Source organism: Sessilibacter sp. MAH3 (assembly GCF_054658275.1).
Genome location: NZ_BAAGIE010000015.1, coordinates 94,923 through 114,733 on the forward strand (window position 1 = coordinate 94,923; position 19,811 = coordinate 114,733).

Below are 19,811 nucleotides of genomic sequence, written 5' to 3' on the forward strand. Positions count from 1 at the left end.
TAAAGATTACATTTCAGAGAAATATAATGAGTTATCCAGCTGGGCTTTTACTGCGTGTTACAGAGAACCTAGAAATTGAGCAACACGATCACCCACACCATCGACATTAGGATTGCGAGGCTTAGGTATGAACGAGGTTACTTTTTGAAGTTTTTCTGTGAGGTTATTTTCGTCAAACGAGAGTACGTGACCAAGCTCTTCGAATTTATTGGCCGTAGAAACCTGATGATCATTAACGTGCTCACCAAATTCACTTAAGCGAGCCATTACCAACAAGGGCGTTTTTGAATCTAGCGCTTGGGTAATAACACCAATTCCGGCATGACCAATCACTAAGTTTGCCTCTAACACGTAACGGTCGAAATCATTTTTATCGACAAAACGTTCGTATTTAAAATGCTGGGGCGTGTACTTGCCTTCGCCAATTTGACCGAACACGGTATCGGTTATGATGCCATCGGCTACAGCTTTATCGATGGTTTTAAATAATCGATCGAACGGCAGCATACTGCCGGAGGTTACAAAGATCATTGCAACTCTCCAACGTATTCTGCTTTGGGATATTTCGCGGCGACCTCCGGCCACTGGGTCAGCAATAAATCTGCGTATTTCAACATTAGGCGACCACTCATGGATAAATCTTCGAGTTGCGCGACGCTGTCGATCCAGACGATTTTTGCCTTGCACAGTTTTTTAGCCAACACGCAAACAATCGCGATGGGCAAGCTGCCGGTAGTCACCACAACGTCCGGCTTTTCTTTCATAACAAACCAGAACGACTTCCAAATGGTAATCAGCAGTTTGAGAGGTTTGTTGCGGTCGCATTCACCCACTATGTAAGTTGGGCCTTTTTCTTCGAGTTTTTTCGCCCAAATTTCACGGGTTGTGACATAAACCGAGGGTTGAATCGGCCAGCGAGTTACCGTGGTCAACAAACCCAAGAGTTCGGTCATGTGTCCGCCCGAAGAGGCGCCAACACACAGTTTTAGCGACCGCTTCGCCATAATTACAGATTCCAGAGTTCGTCGATTAGTGTTTTGGTTTGAACAATATTGCTTTTGGAAGACGCGCCAAAAACGATCGAATCCAAACCTTCTAATCCACAAACCCACTCGATAGCTTCTTTGGGTGGAATTGCGCCAGAAGCCAATACCGACATAGCAATAACGCGAGCATCGTTACGAGCGATGGTTTCCACGTACTTATCAACGCCACCACACATACGGAAACCAATTTTGTTTACGTTTGCACAGACGATTGGGTTTTCGATACCTTGCTCGTGTAACACATCAATCAACAACGGCAGGTTCATGGTGATAAATCCCGCTTCGGCGTTGTATTTTTCTTTCACGTACTTATGGAATTCACCGAGGAATTTGTAGCCTTTTAAACCCAAAATTAAATCGGTAATAACGTTCTGCAAAAAGATGATGGGCGTTTTTACACCTTCAAAGCGCTTCATTTCGGCATCAACCAACATGCGTAACATCTTATTTACGTCTTGGGTAATGGCAGACATAGCACCGGTTAACAAGGTGCTCATGACACCTTGTGGTGAGAAGCGTTTTAAGGTTTCAAGAATACCCACTTCACCCACGGAGTTTGCGTACTTGTGCGCGTAAGGCATACACGGATAAAACTCAAAATCGGGATAGCGCGTTGGATTCGCTTTTACAATTTCGGCAATCTCACCCACGCGGTCGTAGGTGGTACACATAAAAACTTTAATGCCTGCGTCGTAGGCATCATCAAGCACTTTCATAATGGATTGAGCATCGCGAAAACGCATAGATTGCGCACGAGCTTTATCCTCGGACATGTGGTTAACACCAAAAAATTGGTTATCTCCAAACAACACCCTTTGTAAGCTCATAATCAACCTTTCCCTAAATTTGCAATTTGTTCGATAACTTCGTCGGTGGCGGTGGCGGTTTGGAAAGTCGATTCGACCTTCACGTCTAGCCCGAGAATGTTGTCAATGAATTGATCGATTTGAGCCGAATACTCTTCGCCACGCATATAAAAATTTACCGGCGCTTGAAGCTCGGTAATGTATTTTGATTTCCAGCCATCTTCGTAATCTTCGAAGGTGGTACCGGGGGTTAAATACACACGCATTTCTTGCCGATCGGTAATGATCTTACCTTGCTTACCGTAAGCGGTGATGGTGGTACTCATCTTACGAACCGATTGATCGCTCCAGTTTGCTTCCAAATAACCAGTCGCGCCTGAGGCGTATTCAAAATTCGCAAAAACCGCGTCTTCGATATCGGCAGAAAAAATAGACTGCAACTGTGCAGAGCGAACCTTGCTTGGTGTTTCGCCAATGTAGTTCATTAAATCCACTACGTGACAGGCGTAATCGTGTAAGCAGCCGCCACCTTCGGATTTTTTAGATCGCCAAGTTGACGCACTTTTTGAAGGACGAATAACCACCTGTCCATAAGCCTTACCTTCTAAGTGATAAACCTCGCCAATGGCGCCAGCGGCGATTAAACGCTTCATCTCTTGGAAGGTACCAATGAATCGGTTGTGATAACCAACTTGGTTTACCAGATTCTTGGCAGAGGCGATTTCAAATAGGGTTCGACCTTGAGCGGGATCTAAGCACAATGGTTTCTCTAGGAATACGTGAGCGCCCTGCTCCAACGCAAATTTAGCGAGATCAAAGTGTGTAGAGTTGGGAGTAGAGATGATTACCGCATCTGGGCGGGCCTCTTTGAACATCTTTTTGTAGTCACTGTAAGTGCTGAAACCAAGATGCTTGCTGATAACAGAGGTGAGATAGGTCGCGTTATCACACACACCCACAATTTCCACATCTGGGTGGGCGGAGCTGATTGCAAAATGGGAAAGCCCCATTTTACCCGCCCCGATCAAAGCTAATTTAACCATTCAGGATTTCCCTTTATTTTGCTACACGAATTACTGTTTACCCAATGCGCAAGCGCTCACCCAAAGGTCGGCTTCGCAACCCGACATTCAAGTTATCTCTCAAACATCGTGGCTTGTCCTTGTTAATACTGTGTGACCAATACGCGGAAAGATCGCGCGTCTACTGTTTGTATGAAATCTCTTTTCTAGACTAGGCGGCAAACCTACAAAGTTTTAGCCCACCATTAATGAGTGTTACGAATAGATTTCGCCGGAATACCGACCACGGTATCGCCTGCATCGACATCGGCCAACACCACAGCATTAGCACCCACTGATGAGTCATCGCCGAGGCGAACCTTACCCATGATCGCAGCACCTGCACCAACATTAACTCGCTGCCCTAAACAAGGCGCATCAAAGGGTTTCGCTAAATGACGATTCCCCAATGTGACGCCTTGGCGAATGATGCTGTCGTCGCCAATTTCACTATAGCCGTGAATAACAATGCCGCCTTGATGCTCAATAATGACTCGGCGGCCAAGCTTTACAGTATAGGGAAGTTCAATTCCATAGACGTTACGGCAATGACGGTACAAAAAACCATAAATAATCGTCATGGGAGCACGCAGTAATTTTGGTTGGATCGTCATTCTCCAAACACCAAAACGGTGCACAGCAACGGCGCGAAAACCTGGTTTCGTCCAATCTCGACCATGGGCCTGCCAATCTTCTTTGATTTGCTCGAACAAACTCAAGTGATACGCCTTAACGTTTAAAATATTTAATAAGACTTTAGGAGTCTCTGATTAACTCTTCCATGATTTATTCAGAAGATAGAAATTGACTATGCGATTTCTAATTTCTACACAATTTCAATCACTTACCGTTCTTGACGTTGGCGACACATCCTCAGTGCCGCGGGACGCTCTAAATTAATCAGAGTTTCTTTTAACTAAAACAGGTTTTTCATTGAATATTCAATTTATATTTCATCAAATCAATAAACTGTAAAAAAATTGAAAAATGCAAAATCATCGGTTTAGAGACCAACACAGCTGATTCTAGTTATCGTTTCGTTAATAACTCGCATCTTTAACTGAGCTTATTTTAAAAAAACGTGACGAGACATCAAGGATATCAAACAACACACATCACTGGTGCTACTGACAACGAGGAGGGCTTAGAATACTCGTAATTAAGCAAGACTTTTACCTTGCAAGTCAAACGACAAACACCAACATCCCTGCTTTCCTTGTGCTTTGCAATTAATTCAACGCTAAGCCAATAAATGAATTAACATTAATACAAGCTAATTACTTTGTTAAACAATGACATTGTGCATTGTTAATTTTATAAATCTACCACAAACCCACACCAATTATTACTTGCCAGAATTACTCAAATGCAATTCAAACGATGCGGTTTTTACAAGCATTTTGTACGTCCGCTACACTATCTATTCAAGAAATAACGCCCGATGCACATTAACATTCTTTTTCACGCATTTGACTTGATTGTAACCCGGCGGTGAGTTAATTATGTTCATCAAATAATGATCGATTGCCGATAAAATCTTGAATGCTAGGGTTTATCTCATGAACCGATTTTCACCAACCTAACACGCTCGATTATGAGAAGTTTTTACTAACAACCTCACTAACATCGTACAAATTGTTGTAATCGTTTATTTTGATCTGCAAAAGTCTTACCGAAAATCGAAGGTTTTTATGCTTGCCCAGATCTCGGTAATAAAAACCAGATTGCCAATGTTGAAGCCAACCCTAACGAAGTTGAATCACTTATGTTTACCTGCTCTATTAAAACCATCAAAATTTCTACCTTGCACTCACGTTTAATGAGCTTTTTGGTCATTGCCTCTGCGATACTCATTAGCGCCTGCGCAAGTAAATCAGAATTTCCTACGCCCCCAATCAGTGAAACAACAAAAACACTGGTCGATTATCAAATCGGTATCGGCGATCAACTGTCTGTCAGTGTATGGCGAAACCCAGATCTTTCTGTTTCGGTACCCGTACGTCCAGATGGAAAAATTTCAGTTCCACTGGCAGGGGATTTAGTAGCCTCAGATAAAACTCCGTCACAACTCGCCCAAGACATCACCGATCAATTGACAAATTATCTGAAAAATCCTCAAGTAACCGTCATAGTCTCTGACCCAAGTTCGGTTGATTTCCAACGCCGTGTTCGCATAACGGGCGCGGTGAACTCACCCTTGTCGATTCCTTACCGGGACGGCATGACAGTTCTTGATATTGTATTATTAGCTAATGGTTTGAATGACTTTGCCGCACCGAAAAAAGCTAAGTTGTATCGACGAACAGAACAAGGCGTACAAACCTACCCAGTTAACTTAGATGACCTATTATTTAAGGGTAAGCTTGAAACTAATTATTTCTTGCAACCTTCTGACGTATTATCAGTACCAGAACGTCTGTTCTAACCTTTATACTGTGTAACTTTTTTAGTGTGATATGGTCAGTAACCGTCGCCAACAGATTTATGAAGAGTATTGCGCATGGATTTAAAAGCAATCTTCGCGATGATTCGCTACGCGTTGAAGGAACTAATGGCTCGGCGGATTCCAGCTACCCTGTTGTTCATTTTTATTGCCTTTGCAGTTTTATTGGTAGGTGTAAGCCTGCCACAAAATTACACCGCTACCGCCCTTATACAGGCTGAGCGTAAAAACATAATCGAACCCTTATTATTACGCGGCCGCGCGCAGGTAACCGAAATCACACCGGTTAGCTTGGTTATAGAAACCATTCGCTCAGAACGCTTACTGGTTCACGCTGCATTAGAGTTAGGCATTATTAGTGAATCGTCTGACGACGAAGCTGTGGGCAATGCCATTCGCAAATTAAGTCGTGAACTGTATCACCAAATTCGCGACGATAATGTGGTGCGTCTGTTTTACACCGCATCTTCAGCCGAAGAATCATTCACTAATCTCAATGCCATAATTTCGGCGTTTCGCAAAGATGCCAATCAACAACAGCGTGACGAGAGCAGCGAAGCTTACGAATTCATTAGCACCCAGGTTGAAAAATACAAGCAACAGTTATCTGATGCCGAAAAGCGATTATCCGACTATAAAATTAATAATATGGACGGCACCGAGACCGAGGCGCTAGATCGGATCTTAGAATTGCGTGGCGAAATTGAAAACCTAGAGCTAAACATCGACGAGAATTTAGCAAAAGCCTCAAGCTTAAAAACTCAAATCGATGTTGAAGGTAAAATTCAGCAAGCCAGAAACAAACTCAACACGCTGCAAACTCAAAAACGAGAGCTGGAGAGTCGCCTACAAGGTCTTCAGTTAGCATTCCAAGATGATTATCCCGATGTTGTTTCGGCCAAAAATCAAATTAGCATCGTCAGCCAAGAAATTGCAGAAGTACAAGCTGCTAACCCTTCGCTACCAGCGGAAGTGTCTGGTGATGAAGTTTCTTTGTTTGAAGAGCTTCGCTCGAATCTGTCAAACATCGAACTACAAACCGAAAGCATGCAACGCCGCAAGGCTTCGCTAGAAAAAATCTTAGAGCGTGAAAATTCGAAAGCAGACAGTTTAGCGGTGCATCAAACCGAACTGGCCGAGCTAACCCGTGACTACGACAAAACCAAGCAAATTTACGAAGAGTTATTACAGCGCCGCGAAAACGCCAGCATATCGCTAACTATTGATGAAGCCGGACAAGGCATGAGTTATAAGTTTCGAGAAATGCCGTCAATCCCAACTTCTTCGGAAGGCCCACCGCCGGTAATATTCGTGGCTGCGGCTCCATTTTTGGGTATTTTCACTTTGCTGGGCCTGAGCTTCGCGTACGTTTTCTTGGATCCAAGATTGCGTTACGGAATGGTTCCCAAGTCCAAATTACCGGAAGGTATCGATATCATTGTTAACATTCCTTCCTACACGCCAGAACCTATAGCGGAAAAGCAATCAAAAACCACCTGGGTGTTAATTGCAGTTGTTTTGCTGTCTGCTGTACTTTATGGTTACTTAGCTTACGGATTTTTAGCATTGGAGTGGCTGAGCGCCAAATAACGAATCAGCGTGGACAAACTTAAGCAAATTATCACTCAGAAACGCACTTCAACTCAGAGTACTGTTTCCCTAGAGGAACAAACTCCAAACAGTCACGACCTTGTGAACCGTTTTATCGCTGGTGACATGGTGTTGTCTGACGAAGAACGAGCGCTGTTATGGTCGCCGGAAACTAGAGCTGAAAAACATATCATCTACCAAGGAATGGATAACGTTGACGTGCTCAATGCTTACAGAGAATTAAGAACAAAGCTGCTGCGTAAAAGTGGCGGTTCAAGTGCCATTATTTTAGTAACAAGTGCCGGTTACAAAACTCACCATAATTCTGAAGTGGCTTTCAACCTGGCCACCAGCTTTGCGATGGACACCAGTAAATCGTCGATTTACGTCGATTGCGATCCCTATACCGATGACCGACAAGATCTATCCATTCGCGAATTTGGTTTTGGCTTAACAGACCACCTCCACGATCCACAAATTTCGTTAGTTGACGCGACCTATCCTTCCGGCGTTGAGCATTTAAAAATTATTCCAACCGGCGGCCAAAAAGACACCGCCGCCGAATATTTTAACCATCCAAGACTGGGTGGAATCTTCAACGAAATTAAATATTCGCTGCCGCACGTATTTATCTTTATTCATACACCACCGGTACTGCACTATTCAGAAGCATCGATTTTGGCAGATATCGCTGATATGGTTGTGCTTGTGGTGCCATCTAAACAAACCACCCAAAGTCAAATCTTCGAGTCAATTGAGCTACTTGGCGAAAACAAGGTTGCAGGCATTATCATTCAAGAGTAAAAAATACCTAAATATTTTACTCCTCTGGCCCATCAAACTTTGAATCGCCAGTCAATTGTTCACACCCGGGAAGAATCATGCGCACCAATCTTGTAAGATCGATAATCGGTCTATGCGCTTTCACAGCAATTCATACTAACGCCGAATTTAAAGCCGCCGTTTTTCACTCCAGTGAATTTACCAACAACGCCGATTTATCCGATACCGACGAGCCCAGCGAGCGCGAAGATCGCACCGGTTTAGAAGTCGAATATACCCATCAAGCGCAAAATTGGCTGTTCAATTTTGATTACCAATTTGAAAAGGTTAACTTCGACAGTAACGCTCAAATTCCCGAAGAAGATACCGAAGAATACGAAGGCACCACCGGTTTTGATGGCTTATTTTTTCGTCAAAGATTAGGACTGCGCACCAGCTATCGTCGCGAAAACTTACTTACCGATCCCGCTGAGCTTTCGGTTCAAAATAACATTACCGCACGCGACACTTTTGTTTTTGAACCGACGTTAAATTTTTATCGTAACGATGCCGACAATCTTTCACTAACGGGGTTTTTCCACAAAATTCGCTTTGATGACGATTTTCTGCAAACACGTTCCATTGGCAGTGAGACCAAAGGATTACGTTTAGGGTGGACTCGCAAAGTCAGCTCTGTTGATAACTTTATTGCGCAGATCGAAAACAGCGAAACCGAATACGACCAAAACGGCGTTGATACCTTAGATTATCAAAACATACAGCTCGGCTATGCGGCGCAGCTACGCAAACTGAATTACACCGTGCTGGTTGGTTACAACCGATCAAGCTCTGCGTCGACACAAGATTTGGAGTCACCAAGCGCATTAATTCAAGCACTCTATCAATCTGGTCCAACGCAAATTAACTTCTTTGCCAACTACCTCATTACCGACACCTCACGCGGTAATCAAAACGGCATTACCGGTTCGCTCTCAGAATCAAACAATCAACAGCTCGGTAATGGTGATACCTCGATTATCGATTCCTACGAATTGCTTTCTGGACAGCTGAAAGTCTCCAACCGCTGGTGTCGCCGGTGTTTGGCGGAGTTTGAAGTTGGCTTTGCCGATGAAGATTACAGTGTCGACGATACCGAAAGCCTGCAACAGCTGGATATCTCGGGAAGTCTAGGCTACGAACTTACCTCCAAGCTGTCGGTTGAGTTCGAAGTTGGCTACCAAACTCAGTCTCGCGAGATACCTCAGCCAACGCTTGAGTATGATGAAGATATCTATATCCTCTCGGCCGAGTACTACCACAGTGAGAAACTAAGCACCGGCGTGAGCGCTCTCTACCGAGATAGAGACGCCGAAGACGATGCCCGATCGTATCAAGAAGCTAGCTTAACCCTAGATATTCGCTACGAATTTTGACCAAAGCGCGGTTGTATTCAACGAATGTTTGCATACAGCCGTATTTGTTAAAATTTTGTTCAACAGCCGCCCGCGAATCCTGTATACTGCGCGCGATTTTCACTCCCGACTTGGCGAACTGCATCTGACTGGGCTCAGAACTCTGCAGTCTCAGGAAATCATCGAACAGCCGCGCGACAACGGGCGTGTAACAAACTAGCGGCACAATTTCGCTCTTGCTTGAAGGAGGACGCAGACGGCATACGCTGACTGCGACACTCTAGTCATTGAGCAATGTGATCACCCGGAAACCGGTCTGTAGTCGCAGACCGGTGGCCCTGTAATTATGAAATGAGTAACCCAATGACAGATTTAGCTTTATATCGAAATATTGGTATTTTTGCCCACGTGGACGCGGGTAAAACCACCAGTACCGAACGTATTCTCAAACTTACCGGTAAAATTCATAAAACCGGTGAAGTACACGATGGTGCCGCGACCACTGACTTCATGGTACAAGAAGCTGAGCGTGGTATTACCATTCAGTCAGCTGCTACTACTTGCTTTTGGAACAACCACCGTTTAAACATCATTGACACCCCTGGGCACGTTGACTTTACTGTTGAAGTATACCGTTCACTAAAAGTACTTGATGGTGGTATTGGTGTTTTCTGTGGTTCTGGTGGTGTTGAGCCACAATCAGAAACCAACTGGCGTTACGCGAACGAATCAGAAGTTTCCCGCATCATTTTCATCAACAAGCTAGACCGCATGGGTGCTGACTTCTACCGCGTTGTTGAGCAAGTGAAAAAAGTACTTGGTGCAAATCCATTGGTTATGACTTTGCCAATCGGTATCGAAGACGAATTTAAAGGCGTTGTTGATGTTCTTACTCAAAAAGCCTACATCTGGGACGACTCTGGCCTTCCAGAAAACTACGAAGTCGTTGATATTCCAGAAGATTTGGTGGAAAAAGCAGCCGAGTACCGTGAAAAGCTCATCGAAAGTGCGGTTGAGCAAGACGACGATCTAATGATGGCGTACATGGAAGGCGAAGAACCTTCTATCGAAGACATCAAGCGTTGTATCCGTAAAGGTACTCGCGACCTAGTATTCTTCCCAACTTACTGTGGTTCTGCGTTCAAAAACAAAGGTATCCAATTAGTATTGGATGCGGTTGTTGATTACCTACCAGCACCAACCGAAGTTACTCCTCAAGATTTGACCGACAAAGAAACCGGTGAGCCAACGGGTCAAGTTGCAACCGTTTCTGCCGAAGAGCCGCTACGCGCGCTTGCGTTCAAAATCATGGATGACCGTTTCGGTGCACTAACCTTTATCCGTATCTACTCAGGTGTTATGGAAAAAGGTATGACCGTATTGAACTCATACACTGGTAAAACCGAGCGTATCGGCCGTATGGTTGAGATGCACGCAGACGAGCGTACCGAGATCGATCGCGCGCAAGCGGGTGACATCATCGCGGTTGTTGGTATGAAGAACGTTCAAACCGGTCACACTCTTTGTGATCCAGACCATGAATGTACTCTTGAACCAATGATCTTCCCAGAGCCAGTAATTTCTATTGCTGTTAAGCCAAAAGACAAAGGCGGCTCTGAGAAAATGGGTATCGCGATTGGTAAACTGGTTGCAGAAGATCCATCGTTCCAAGTTGAAACCGATGAAGAATCCGGTGAAACCATCCTTAAAGGTATGGGTGAACTTCACTTAGATATTAAAGTGGATATCTTGAAGCGTACTTACGGTGTTGAGCTTATTGTAGGTCAACCTCAGGTAGCTTACCGTGAAACCATCACTCGTGAAGTTGAAGACAGCTACACCCATAAGAAACAATCGGGTGGTTCTGGTCAATACGGTAAGATCGATTACCGCATTCGTCCTGCCGAAGTTGGTACCGGCTTCAAGTTCATATCCAGTGTTGTTGGTGGTAACGTACCTAAAGAATACTTCCCTGCCATTGAGAAAGGTTTCAAAGGCATGATGGGTCAAGGTACTCTTGCCGGCTTCCCTGTGTTAGACGTTGAAGTTGAGCTATTTGACGGTGGCTTCCACGCCGTTGACTCATCAGCAATCGCGTTCGAAATTGCAGCGAAAGGTGCATTCCGTCAATCAATTCCTAAGGCTGCGCCTCAGTTGATTGAACCAATCATGAAGGTTGACGTGTTTACCCCAGAAGATCACGTAGGTGATGTTATTGGTGACCTTAACCGTCGTCGCGGTATGATTAAAGACCAAGAGCCTGGCGCTACCGGTGTACGTATTAAAGCAGACGTTCCTCTTTCAGAAATGTTTGGTTACATCGGCCAGCTACGTACCATGACTTCTGGTCGTGGTCAGTTCTCAATGGAATTCTCTCACTACTTGCCATGTCCTTCACAAGTAGCAGAAAAAGTCATTGCAGAAGCAAAAGCGAAAAAAGAAGCCAAGTAATTACTTGCTTTCTTTTACGCAAAAAAAGCCACCTTCGGGTGGCTTTTTTTATCTCTATTGGATACGTAAAAACTTATTATCAACCAGACTTAATCGTTGTTTATGACAACCAATAGATAAATATCATCCCACTTCAACAACAACTCTACAGCGTAATAGTCGCGAAACATTTATTAATACGCATTATTTGCCGCACAAAAAAATCTCGACGATTATTCGATTCGATATCTCACCATTTAAAACATTTCTAGCGATCAAAACAACGTACTTTTGAGCAACTCGTAAATTATAAGAAGCTCTGATTAACCTAGAGTTTCTCGCGACACAAGGATGTGTCGCCAATTTCAAGAACTGTAAGTGATGGAAATTGTGAAGAAATTGGAAATCACATTTTCAATTTCTTCCCTCTGATTAAATCATGGATGAGTTAATCAGAGGTTCCTATAAAGTTTAAATAACTAAGAACATTTAACGTCACAAAAACCTACGAGCTCAAAAGACTATTGGCACCTCTGATTAGCGAAAAATATTCTTCAAAGACCAACCCACTAAATCTATCAGGTTACTAGATCGCTTATAAATATCGAGGAAACACTTAATTCTAAAAATAACTCTAAAACAACTTTATCACTTCATACTTTCATCAAAGTTGTCTTAAAAAGGACTTATTATCAAGAAAATTATTCACTTCCAGAGTAAGCAAAACTGTTTTTATGTAGAAAAATAATTCGAAAAATTTCCAAGCTCGCTCGCTGAATCTTACCTTTAGCAATGTAATCAACTGTAATTTACCAATACCAAAATTACTACCATACTGAAAACACAATTCAGAACACGCCGTACTCTAAAACAACAATAACTTATAAAATAACAATAACTACTGATCCAAATTCTATTTGAAATTTACAACGCATTTTTCAGAAAATTAATTCATTAAACAGCTTCAAAAATTCAGCACTCACTAACCCAATAAAAACAATATATTGAATTTTCGAAAAATATGAACTTACCTATTTAATTTCTAAGGCCTGAGAATTATCGCCAGCTGAATTAGAAATTCAGAGACACCGTATTAAAAACACGTTGCCGCTTGCAAGGCTTCGTCCAAAACCAGATTTTAAACAACATCTGTAAAAATGAATAAATACATTACCAACCAAGGTAAATAACAATACTCTCAGGAGAGCAAGATGAATTTATCACGAAGCAGTGCAATAACTTGCATTGCAATCAGTGCATTATTCTCCACACCCAGCCTATCCGATACCAATCAAAAAAGCATTAAAGGCTCTGATTGCTTTGCACCCAGCTCCTGGTTTCCGGTAACAGAAACGACCGAACCTTCCCCCCAAGGTAATTTTAATAGCAATTGCGCCTTTCACTTATGGTCTTGGCAGGCTTTTTTATGGTTAACAGAAGTAGAAGAAAATGGATTGTTGAGATTTGTTAACTTCCCAACAAAAGAAGCTGTATTTAACGATGACCTTAGCAATAGCACAGGTTTGAATTTAAAGGTTCGTACTGCCAAGTCTACCGGCATTGAAACTGAAACACCTTTAAATGAAATAAATCAAGCAGGTACCGGCGGAGTTTTAGTCGATCACAATGGTCGAGCGATTTATTTCTCTCAACATTTCAACCCGCAAATGACAGCAAGAATTATTGCCTCAGATTGGAATTCTCCAGAAGAACTTAACAGTCTTGATCCGAATGCCGTCGATCATAACGGTCGATTAATTAATATTTTTCGTGAAGGAGACATAGAATTAAAAGCTGCCTGGAAAATTGTTGCTCCTGGAGAAGACACTTCTGGATTTTTTACTCAGCCCGCCACCATACAAAAATTAAAAAATAGAAATGGCAAAATAATAACGTCAAACCGAACAGAAAAAGTAACAGTGGCGTTGGTAGGCTTGCACGTTGTTGGTTGGATTGAGGGTCACACCGAAGCCGTCTGGGCAAGCTTTGAACATGTTAAAAACGCACCAGATTATCAAGTCAACCAAGGTTACAAATCGGCTGTTAGCAATCAAAACTTCACCTTTTATACCGCCAACACCACACCACAAGATTGCAACCAAAACTCGGTAGACAGCTTAACGCTAGATGAAAAAACCCAGATCTTATCGCCCATTACTCAAGTGTGCCGACAATATCCTTCTGGCGAAGTAGCAGGATCAACCTCCGATAATGTTACGGCGATTAACACATTAAATACGTCAGTTTGGCAGCAAGCTCAAGCCACCGACATGGTTCAGAATTATTTTGAAGTTGGCGCTATTTGGCAAACTTCAAATTCAGAGTTTTTAGATCAAAACCCTTTACCGCTGAACAGTACCTTGCAAACAAACATTCTAGGCTCACCGCTATTATCAAACGCGACCATAGAAACCTTCACGCAGAACGTACAGAGCCTAAATAACTGTTTTTCGTGTCACAACACCACACAATTCCAGCCTGAAGATCCACGCATTAAACCCATGCAAGCAAGTCGATTGAGTGTTAGTCATTTAATTAAAGAAGCCTATATAGCGAACCAACCAAAAACCACCAAAGATTAATCCATGGCGATACAGACACTTTGATTTAAAAATCAGGAGACTATTATGTCCAACACAGTATTACGTATTCATCCAGCCATTGGTATGTCTCGGGTTGGTAACAGTGACGAATATATATTATCGCCAGAGACAGCAGCTGGCGTAACCGATGTGAACGGCCAAACCGGCGGACTCGCAATTAATCCCACAACCAATGCGTTGATTAATGACACCGACCTACGCGATGCAAACGGTGCTTTAAAAAGACAAGCTCAACGTTACCGAATTTATCAGTATCTATCACCCGAGAGCGCTCAATCTTATCCATATCAAGGTGAAGTTGCTGAAATTGTTATTGGCAGCCCACTGAACAATTCCGTGGTAAAAGACATTGTCTGGCAGGTGCATTTAGCCAATAAAAAGGCCAACTGGTGCATTATTCCAGAACAGGGGCCAACTACCAAACAAGGTAAACCCACCGGTGAAACCAGCGGTTTAAACGCCTATGGCAATGGCGGCATGCCCTATCCTCGCAATCCCGATTTCGGCAGCCAGAAGCCTTCTGAAGGCCCAGATAACACATCCAGCAATACTTGGCCTTCAACAATTCCCGCTCAAGAATGCTTGAATGTTCTATCAGACAATAAACGCCTTACCGAACTGGTTGTTGATGCTGGCCCAAGAACCATTAAAGGTACCGACAGTGCACGCATAAATTTTGATGCAAGCACAACACCATCGTTCTACCAACCGGCGTCCGGTACTTGTGCAGGATCTATTGTGGCGCTGCCCAATTATCCGGTCTCTTTTCCAAATATGCATTTTAATAAACTCAATATTCCCTCTGGCACCGACGTTACACAATTGGGCGCCTTAGAAACCGACAGACAAGGTCGCTTAATCGTCATCGGCGGACAAGGTGCCGCGTGCGGACTATTCAAAGACGACAAAACACCGTACCCACTTGGCAACGATATCGACAACGATGGTTGGTTTGACGACACCGCCGATGGTCCGGTACAAGCTATTATTTTGCTTGAAAATGGCGATGAAATTGTTTTGGAAAATACCGCTTGGGCAGTATCGACCGATCCCTCATACGCGCCGCAAATTAGAAATGTAATTACCGTATGGGACGAAGTTTACGATACTTGGATCAGAAAATTAGGACTGGATACCAACATCTACAACGGCCCAGAAAACGAATCGGCACCAACTAATTTTGTCACCAGTTACAAACCATCCTTCGATGACGATATTTTACCGCTGTTTAGTGCCGCACATTTATCACAGTTTATTGGCGCATTAAATCAAACCGCAATCGGTGCTCATGCCCGATTAAATAATGTAAGTGCAGACGATAATCCATCGGATTATTTACAGGTACAAACCTTTATTAGAAGCCCCTACGCCAGCGACGATGAATTGGATATTGGTGCACCAAGAATGCCATTGGCATTAGGCGATACAGGAGCCTCTTTTTTAACACTAACACGTACGCAGTTCTTTTTTATAAACCAATGGTTTAATAAAAATTACAGCGCCAACGCAGAAAAACCCTTAACCGCTGGAGAGCAAATCGATAAAAATGTTCTTGCCAATTGTTTAGGTGGCCGATTCAGTCCCGGAATCGATTTAACATTTATTGTTCGAGACGTGAACCTGTATAACACCAACTGGACTCAGGCGGATATAGGCCCATTTCGAATTAATTACACACCCTTAAATTACAGCCAAGCCAGTAAAACAAATCCATTTTTAAGCATTGGTTATGTACCCCTAAATTCAAACCATCACAATGTGGAACCCGGCGATCTCTGTAAATTTATGTCGCTACCTTGGCATACCGATTACAACTCATGCGCAACACATTTACCCTCACCCAATCCCGGCAGTAATTACGATACCTTAACCGAAGACGATATGCTGACTAACATCAATATCACCACATTTTGGTCGTGGCCCGCACAGCGTCCGGTATCTATTTATAATTACGACGACTTCAAAAATAATGGCTACAACTTAGCACGCATTAATCAACGTTATTCCGTTAGAGGTGAAGGTACACAAGCCATTGCCGGTCCCGATGGATCAATTTCTCCAGTACAAAGCGTTGGTCGTTATCAAGAAAGAGTTAATATTGTGCGCAAATGGCCAGAAATAGGTACCGTTGTGCAATCTAAAAATATCAACGGTTATGAATCTGACAAACCGAAAGATATTTTCTTAGAAGTTGCGAGCCAATTGGATAACTCCGGTAATAAGGTCGCAACTTGGCCGCAGCAACTCACTGATCAAGTACAAGTTATTAGCGATAAAGATTGATTTTTTCTCTTTGCTTTTAATTGATCAACTTTTTAGGTGCTGTAATTACAGCACCTACATTAAAACACCGCACACCATTAAATTATTTATTATGAAAAATAAAACATTAGATGTTGTTATTATTGGCGGCGGACCGGCAGGTACTAGCGCGGCAATAAAGTTAAAACAGCTGGGTGTTGAAAACGTTTTACTCTTAGAATCGACAAACTACGGCACGATTCGCATGGGCGAAAGCTTACCGGCTGAAGCTAAAATAGTGTTTGAAAAGCTGGGAATTTTAAATAACTTTTTGCAAGAACATCACTCACCCTGTTTGGGTAACTGCTCTGCTTGGGGAAGTGATCAGCTAGGGTTTAACGATGGCTTTTTTAACATCTCTGGCACTGGCTGGCATCTAGATAGAAATCGTTTTGACTCTTTTATGTTAAATGAGGCCCAAAAAATAGGCGCTCGGTGCTTACTTGACAGCCAGTTTATCAATGCTTATCAAGAAAAAAATTACCTTGTTATTAAATACAAAAACACAAATGGTGAGTTAAAGACGATTAACACTCGCTATGCAATTGATGCTTCCGGTAAAAGGTCACTCTTAGCCAAAACCTTCAACATTAAATCCCACTATGTTGATCGATTAGTTACCATCGCCGGAAGATTTCAACCTATAAACAATAGTCAATTTTCACATTTAACACTCTTAGAATCGCAACCTCAAGGTTGGTGGTATGCTGCTAAATTACCAGATAACTCAATAATCGCTTCAGTGACAACCGATGCAGAAACACTCAAACTGTCTGACTTTAAAAATCCAGATACCTGGATAAAACAACTCAATCAAACCAAACATTTATCACAGCAATTAAAACACTTTGAGTTCGATTTAAAATCTTTACAAGCTTACGCCACACCGTCTTTTAAACTCGCGAAAATATCGGGCAATAATTGGCTTGCGATTGGCGACGCGGCGATGACCTTCGACACCATCACATCGCAAGGTATCACGAAAGGTTTGTTGTCGGGCAGTTTAGCAGCGAAGGCAATCACTAAAAATATTAACGACGAAACCAGCGATTTCTCTCACTACGAATCAACGTTGAATGTTGCATTTGATAACTTTATAGAACTACGTAAGAACTTATATCGTAGCGAACAGCGCTGGTTAAGCAGTCCATTTTGGTTAAACAGAGAACGAATTCACACTCAACTTTCTAACCAGCTGGCAAGTTAGAATTACTATAAAAATCTGAATTTATGTGACGATAATAATTAAACTCAAAGCTCTTATTATTTTCTATTTTTTCAGGATCAAACCATAACCACGCTTTTAATAAACCTGCTAATTCTCCTACAACGATCTTCGCCGATTGGCTTTCCTGCCACCAACCCTCTAATTTACTTTGCACACCAAGTGCCGAATAGACGCCAAACTGTGTATTTTTTCCTGTATGATTTGACGCGTATTTAAATGCTGTTTGATATAAATACCGCGTTCGATATCCATGAGCGTAGCCAGAATACACATTAACTGCGGAAAAATCGTAATTATTTCTAACTAGCCAGTCTCGCACTAAAACCGCTGAATAATAAGTACGATCAACCTTCGCATAAGGTGCTGGCAGCGCTACAACATGTTTCGCGTCAATTCCGGATGCAATCAAATACTGCTTAGTACGCTCGGCAAATGACTTTTCATCGATATTATAAAAGCTTTCTTCTATGCCACCTCCGGTAGTGACAATTAGCTCATAATTTTTTCGCTTAATATCAGCGGTAACCTTGCTTAGCATGGCGGGCTGGAGCCAACCTTCGACAACGGCTATACGCGCGTCTTTTAAATCATTAGGACTTAAAAATATTGCGAGATTTTTGCCGATAAGAAAACAAATTACTGTAAGTACGATAAGCGACAACAACATTGTCGCAAAGGAAGGTAAAGGCAAATATCGAGGTTTTAGCCAAAAATTTAGAAATGATTTCATCGATATCCTTTCGATTAAATTGGAGAAATACTTTAGGAATCCTTGATTAACTCATCCATGATTTAATCAGACGGAAGAAATTGAAAATGCGATTTCCAATTTCTTCACAATTTCAATCACTTACCATTCTTGAAATTGGCAACACATCCATGTGCCGCTGGAAACTCTGGGTTAATCAGAGTTTCCTTTAATTAAAACTCTTTATTTATCGCTCTTTACTTAAAGATTTAGCATTACCTGCCAGAGTAAAAATATTTTACTCTAAGTTTAACAAGCTCTTTTTCCATCTCCGGATCAAAATCCGACTGACGCTGTTCAATTAAATAATGCCAAGGGTATTCGGAATTTTTCTCTTTTAATTTCTCTACATAGTCAGAAAGTTTAGCAACAGATTTTGCAGGCGAGCCAGCGACTATCGTATCGGGCGGAACATCTCTGGAAACCACTGCACCGGCAGCAATAATCGCATTTGGCCCAATGGTAACCCCCGGTAAAATAATAGCGCCGTGACCGACAAACACATTATCTTTAAACTCAACCTTACCCACTTTATCAAGCTTTAAACCAAAGGCGCGATTAATCATATTGACCGAACCATCGTGACCGAATACACAACAATTCGATAAACGCACATTATTCCCCATACTCACATAGGCAGGGTCAGAAACATTGGCATAGGTAGGAATCGAGCAATTTTCACCAATATGATAAAAACCACCCCATTTTTTTAGAAACTCAGCGTACTCTAAGCTATCGGGTTTACAGAGCTTTAAATACCAAGAACGGAGTTTTCCGGTTTTAAACGCAAGCTTTCTAACAATCTTTTTCAACATAACCACAACTCTTAAACCGCCTTTAATCGAAGCTTTCGTTTATTAGATTGTGGATAAGCTTAACAGAGAAGTGTTATTAAGATCGATGCATAAACCGAGAGCGGAAACCTGAGTAAATTGACAAAAGGTTTATAATCAGAGCAAAAAAGCCCGCATATGCGGGCTTTTTGAATCATTGGAGGTGTAACTATTACTCGATAATTTTAGCAACAACACCGGCATTAACGACCACCATGAATGGTGGAAGTACAGGTTTTGCCAGAAGCAAAAACCTGTCGGTACGGACACGTTAACTCCGGGCATCCATGCCCTCCGCCCTTTGGGCACCCTTACGGGTGTTCAAAATTGCTCCTGCAATTTTGTCACGGAGAGCAATCCGCTCAGATGGCCGCACTAATGACACTGTAGCAGCTTTATCGATTACAATTTCGGGCATCCTGCCCTTCACCCCTTCGGGGTCAGCCTCCGGCTGCTCTAATTTGATCCAGTCAAATTACTCGATAATTTTAGCAACAACACCGGCACCAACGGTACGGCCACCTTCGCGGATTGCGAAGCGTAGACCT

The 19,811-nt window shown here is 42.6% G+C and carries 16 protein-coding genes; 8 read left to right on the forward strand and 8 right to left on the reverse strand.

Annotated features, from left to right (window positions below; all coding sequences use genetic code 11):
• Nucleotides 1-57 precede the first annotated feature (57 nt).
• From ACYQ2C_RS11035 to ACYQ2C_RS11055, 5 genes are all read right to left on the reverse strand, one after another.
• Nucleotides 58-531: a glycosyltransferase gene (locus ACYQ2C_RS11035; RefSeq protein WP_460049522.1), complete on the reverse strand. Its 474-nt coding sequence runs from the start codon at nucleotides 529-531 to the stop codon at nucleotides 58-60.
• Nucleotides 528-1,004, reverse strand: coding sequence for a hypothetical protein (locus ACYQ2C_RS11040; RefSeq protein WP_460049521.1), 477 nt, complete (start codon nucleotides 1,002-1,004; stop codon nucleotides 528-530). The genes ACYQ2C_RS11035 and ACYQ2C_RS11040 overlap by 4 nt, the downstream gene beginning before the upstream one ends.
• 2 nt (nucleotides 1,005-1,006) lie before the next feature.
• Nucleotides 1,007-1,819, reverse strand: coding sequence for a hypothetical protein (locus tag ACYQ2C_RS11045; protein WP_460049520.1), 813 nt, complete (start codon nucleotides 1,817-1,819; stop codon nucleotides 1,007-1,009).
• Between the two features lie 56 nt (nucleotides 1,820-1,875).
• Nucleotides 1,876-2,895, reverse strand: a complete 1,020-nt coding sequence (locus ACYQ2C_RS11050; protein ID WP_460102446.1) for a Gfo/Idh/MocA family protein — start codon at nucleotides 2,893-2,895, stop codon at nucleotides 1,876-1,878.
• Between the two features lie 224 nt (nucleotides 2,896-3,119).
• Entirely contained in the window at nucleotides 3,120-3,632 is a 513-nt protein-coding gene (locus ACYQ2C_RS11055; RefSeq protein ID WP_460049518.1) for a serine O-acetyltransferase, read from the reverse strand.
• 1,046 nt (nucleotides 3,633-4,678) lie between these two features.
• Here ACYQ2C_RS11055 and ACYQ2C_RS11060 point away from each other — a divergent pair.
• The 8 genes from ACYQ2C_RS11060 (at nucleotide 4,679) to ACYQ2C_RS11095 (ending at nucleotide 17,661) form a co-directional block, all read left to right on the forward strand.
• Entirely contained in the window at nucleotides 4,679-5,338 is a 660-nt protein-coding gene (locus tag ACYQ2C_RS11060; protein WP_460049517.1) for an XrtA/PEP-CTERM system exopolysaccharide export protein, read from the forward strand.
• Between the two features lie 75 nt (nucleotides 5,339-5,413).
• Nucleotides 5,414-6,946 (forward strand): hypothetical protein, encoded by a 1,533-nt coding sequence (locus ACYQ2C_RS11065; RefSeq protein WP_460049516.1) that lies wholly within the window; start codon nucleotides 5,414-5,416, stop codon nucleotides 6,944-6,946.
• A 9-nt stretch (nucleotides 6,947-6,955) separates the two neighbouring features.
• On the forward strand, nucleotides 6,956-7,750 hold the full coding sequence (locus tag ACYQ2C_RS11070; RefSeq protein ID WP_460049515.1) for a P-loop NTPase family protein: 795 nt from the start codon (nucleotides 6,956-6,958) through the stop codon (nucleotides 7,748-7,750).
• Between the two features lie 77 nt (nucleotides 7,751-7,827).
• A complete protein-coding gene (locus ACYQ2C_RS11075) occupies nucleotides 7,828-9,141 on the forward strand; it encodes a hypothetical protein (RefSeq protein ID WP_460102443.1) in 1,314 nt (437 codons plus the stop codon).
• 342 nt (nucleotides 9,142-9,483) lie between these two features.
• On the forward strand, nucleotides 9,484-11,571 hold the full coding sequence (gene fusA / locus ACYQ2C_RS11080) for an elongation factor G (protein ID WP_460049513.1): 2,088 nt from the start codon (nucleotides 9,484-9,486) through the stop codon (nucleotides 11,569-11,571).
• Nucleotides 11,572-12,761: 1,190 nt separating this feature from the next.
• A complete protein-coding gene (locus ACYQ2C_RS11085; protein WP_460102442.1) occupies nucleotides 12,762-14,132 on the forward strand; it encodes a hypothetical protein in 1,371 nt (456 codons plus the stop codon).
• Between the two features lie 45 nt (nucleotides 14,133-14,177).
• A complete protein-coding gene (locus ACYQ2C_RS11090; RefSeq protein ID WP_460102441.1) occupies nucleotides 14,178-16,436 on the forward strand; it encodes a LodA/GoxA family CTQ-dependent oxidase in 2,259 nt (752 codons plus the stop codon).
• Between the two features lie 91 nt (nucleotides 16,437-16,527).
• Entirely contained in the window at nucleotides 16,528-17,661 is a 1,134-nt protein-coding gene (locus ACYQ2C_RS11095) for a tryptophan 7-halogenase (protein ID WP_460102440.1), read from the forward strand.
• Here ACYQ2C_RS11095 and ACYQ2C_RS11100 read toward each other — a convergent pair.
• The 3 genes from ACYQ2C_RS11100 to ACYQ2C_RS11110 all read right to left on the reverse strand — a co-directional run.
• Complete coding sequence (locus ACYQ2C_RS11100) at nucleotides 17,642-18,412, reverse strand: hypothetical protein (protein WP_460102437.1); 771 nt, start codon at nucleotides 18,410-18,412, stop codon at nucleotides 17,642-17,644. The genes ACYQ2C_RS11095 and ACYQ2C_RS11100 overlap by 20 nt on opposite strands.
• Before the next feature lie 233 nt (nucleotides 18,413-18,645).
• Entirely contained in the window at nucleotides 18,646-19,245 is a 600-nt protein-coding gene (locus ACYQ2C_RS11105; protein ID WP_460102435.1) for a hypothetical protein, read from the reverse strand.
• A gap of 493 nt (nucleotides 19,246-19,738) precedes the next feature.
• A partial coding sequence (locus ACYQ2C_RS11110; RefSeq protein WP_202814033.1) for an EF-Tu C-terminal domain-related protein occupies nucleotides 19,739-19,811 on the reverse strand: 73 nt, incomplete at its 5' end.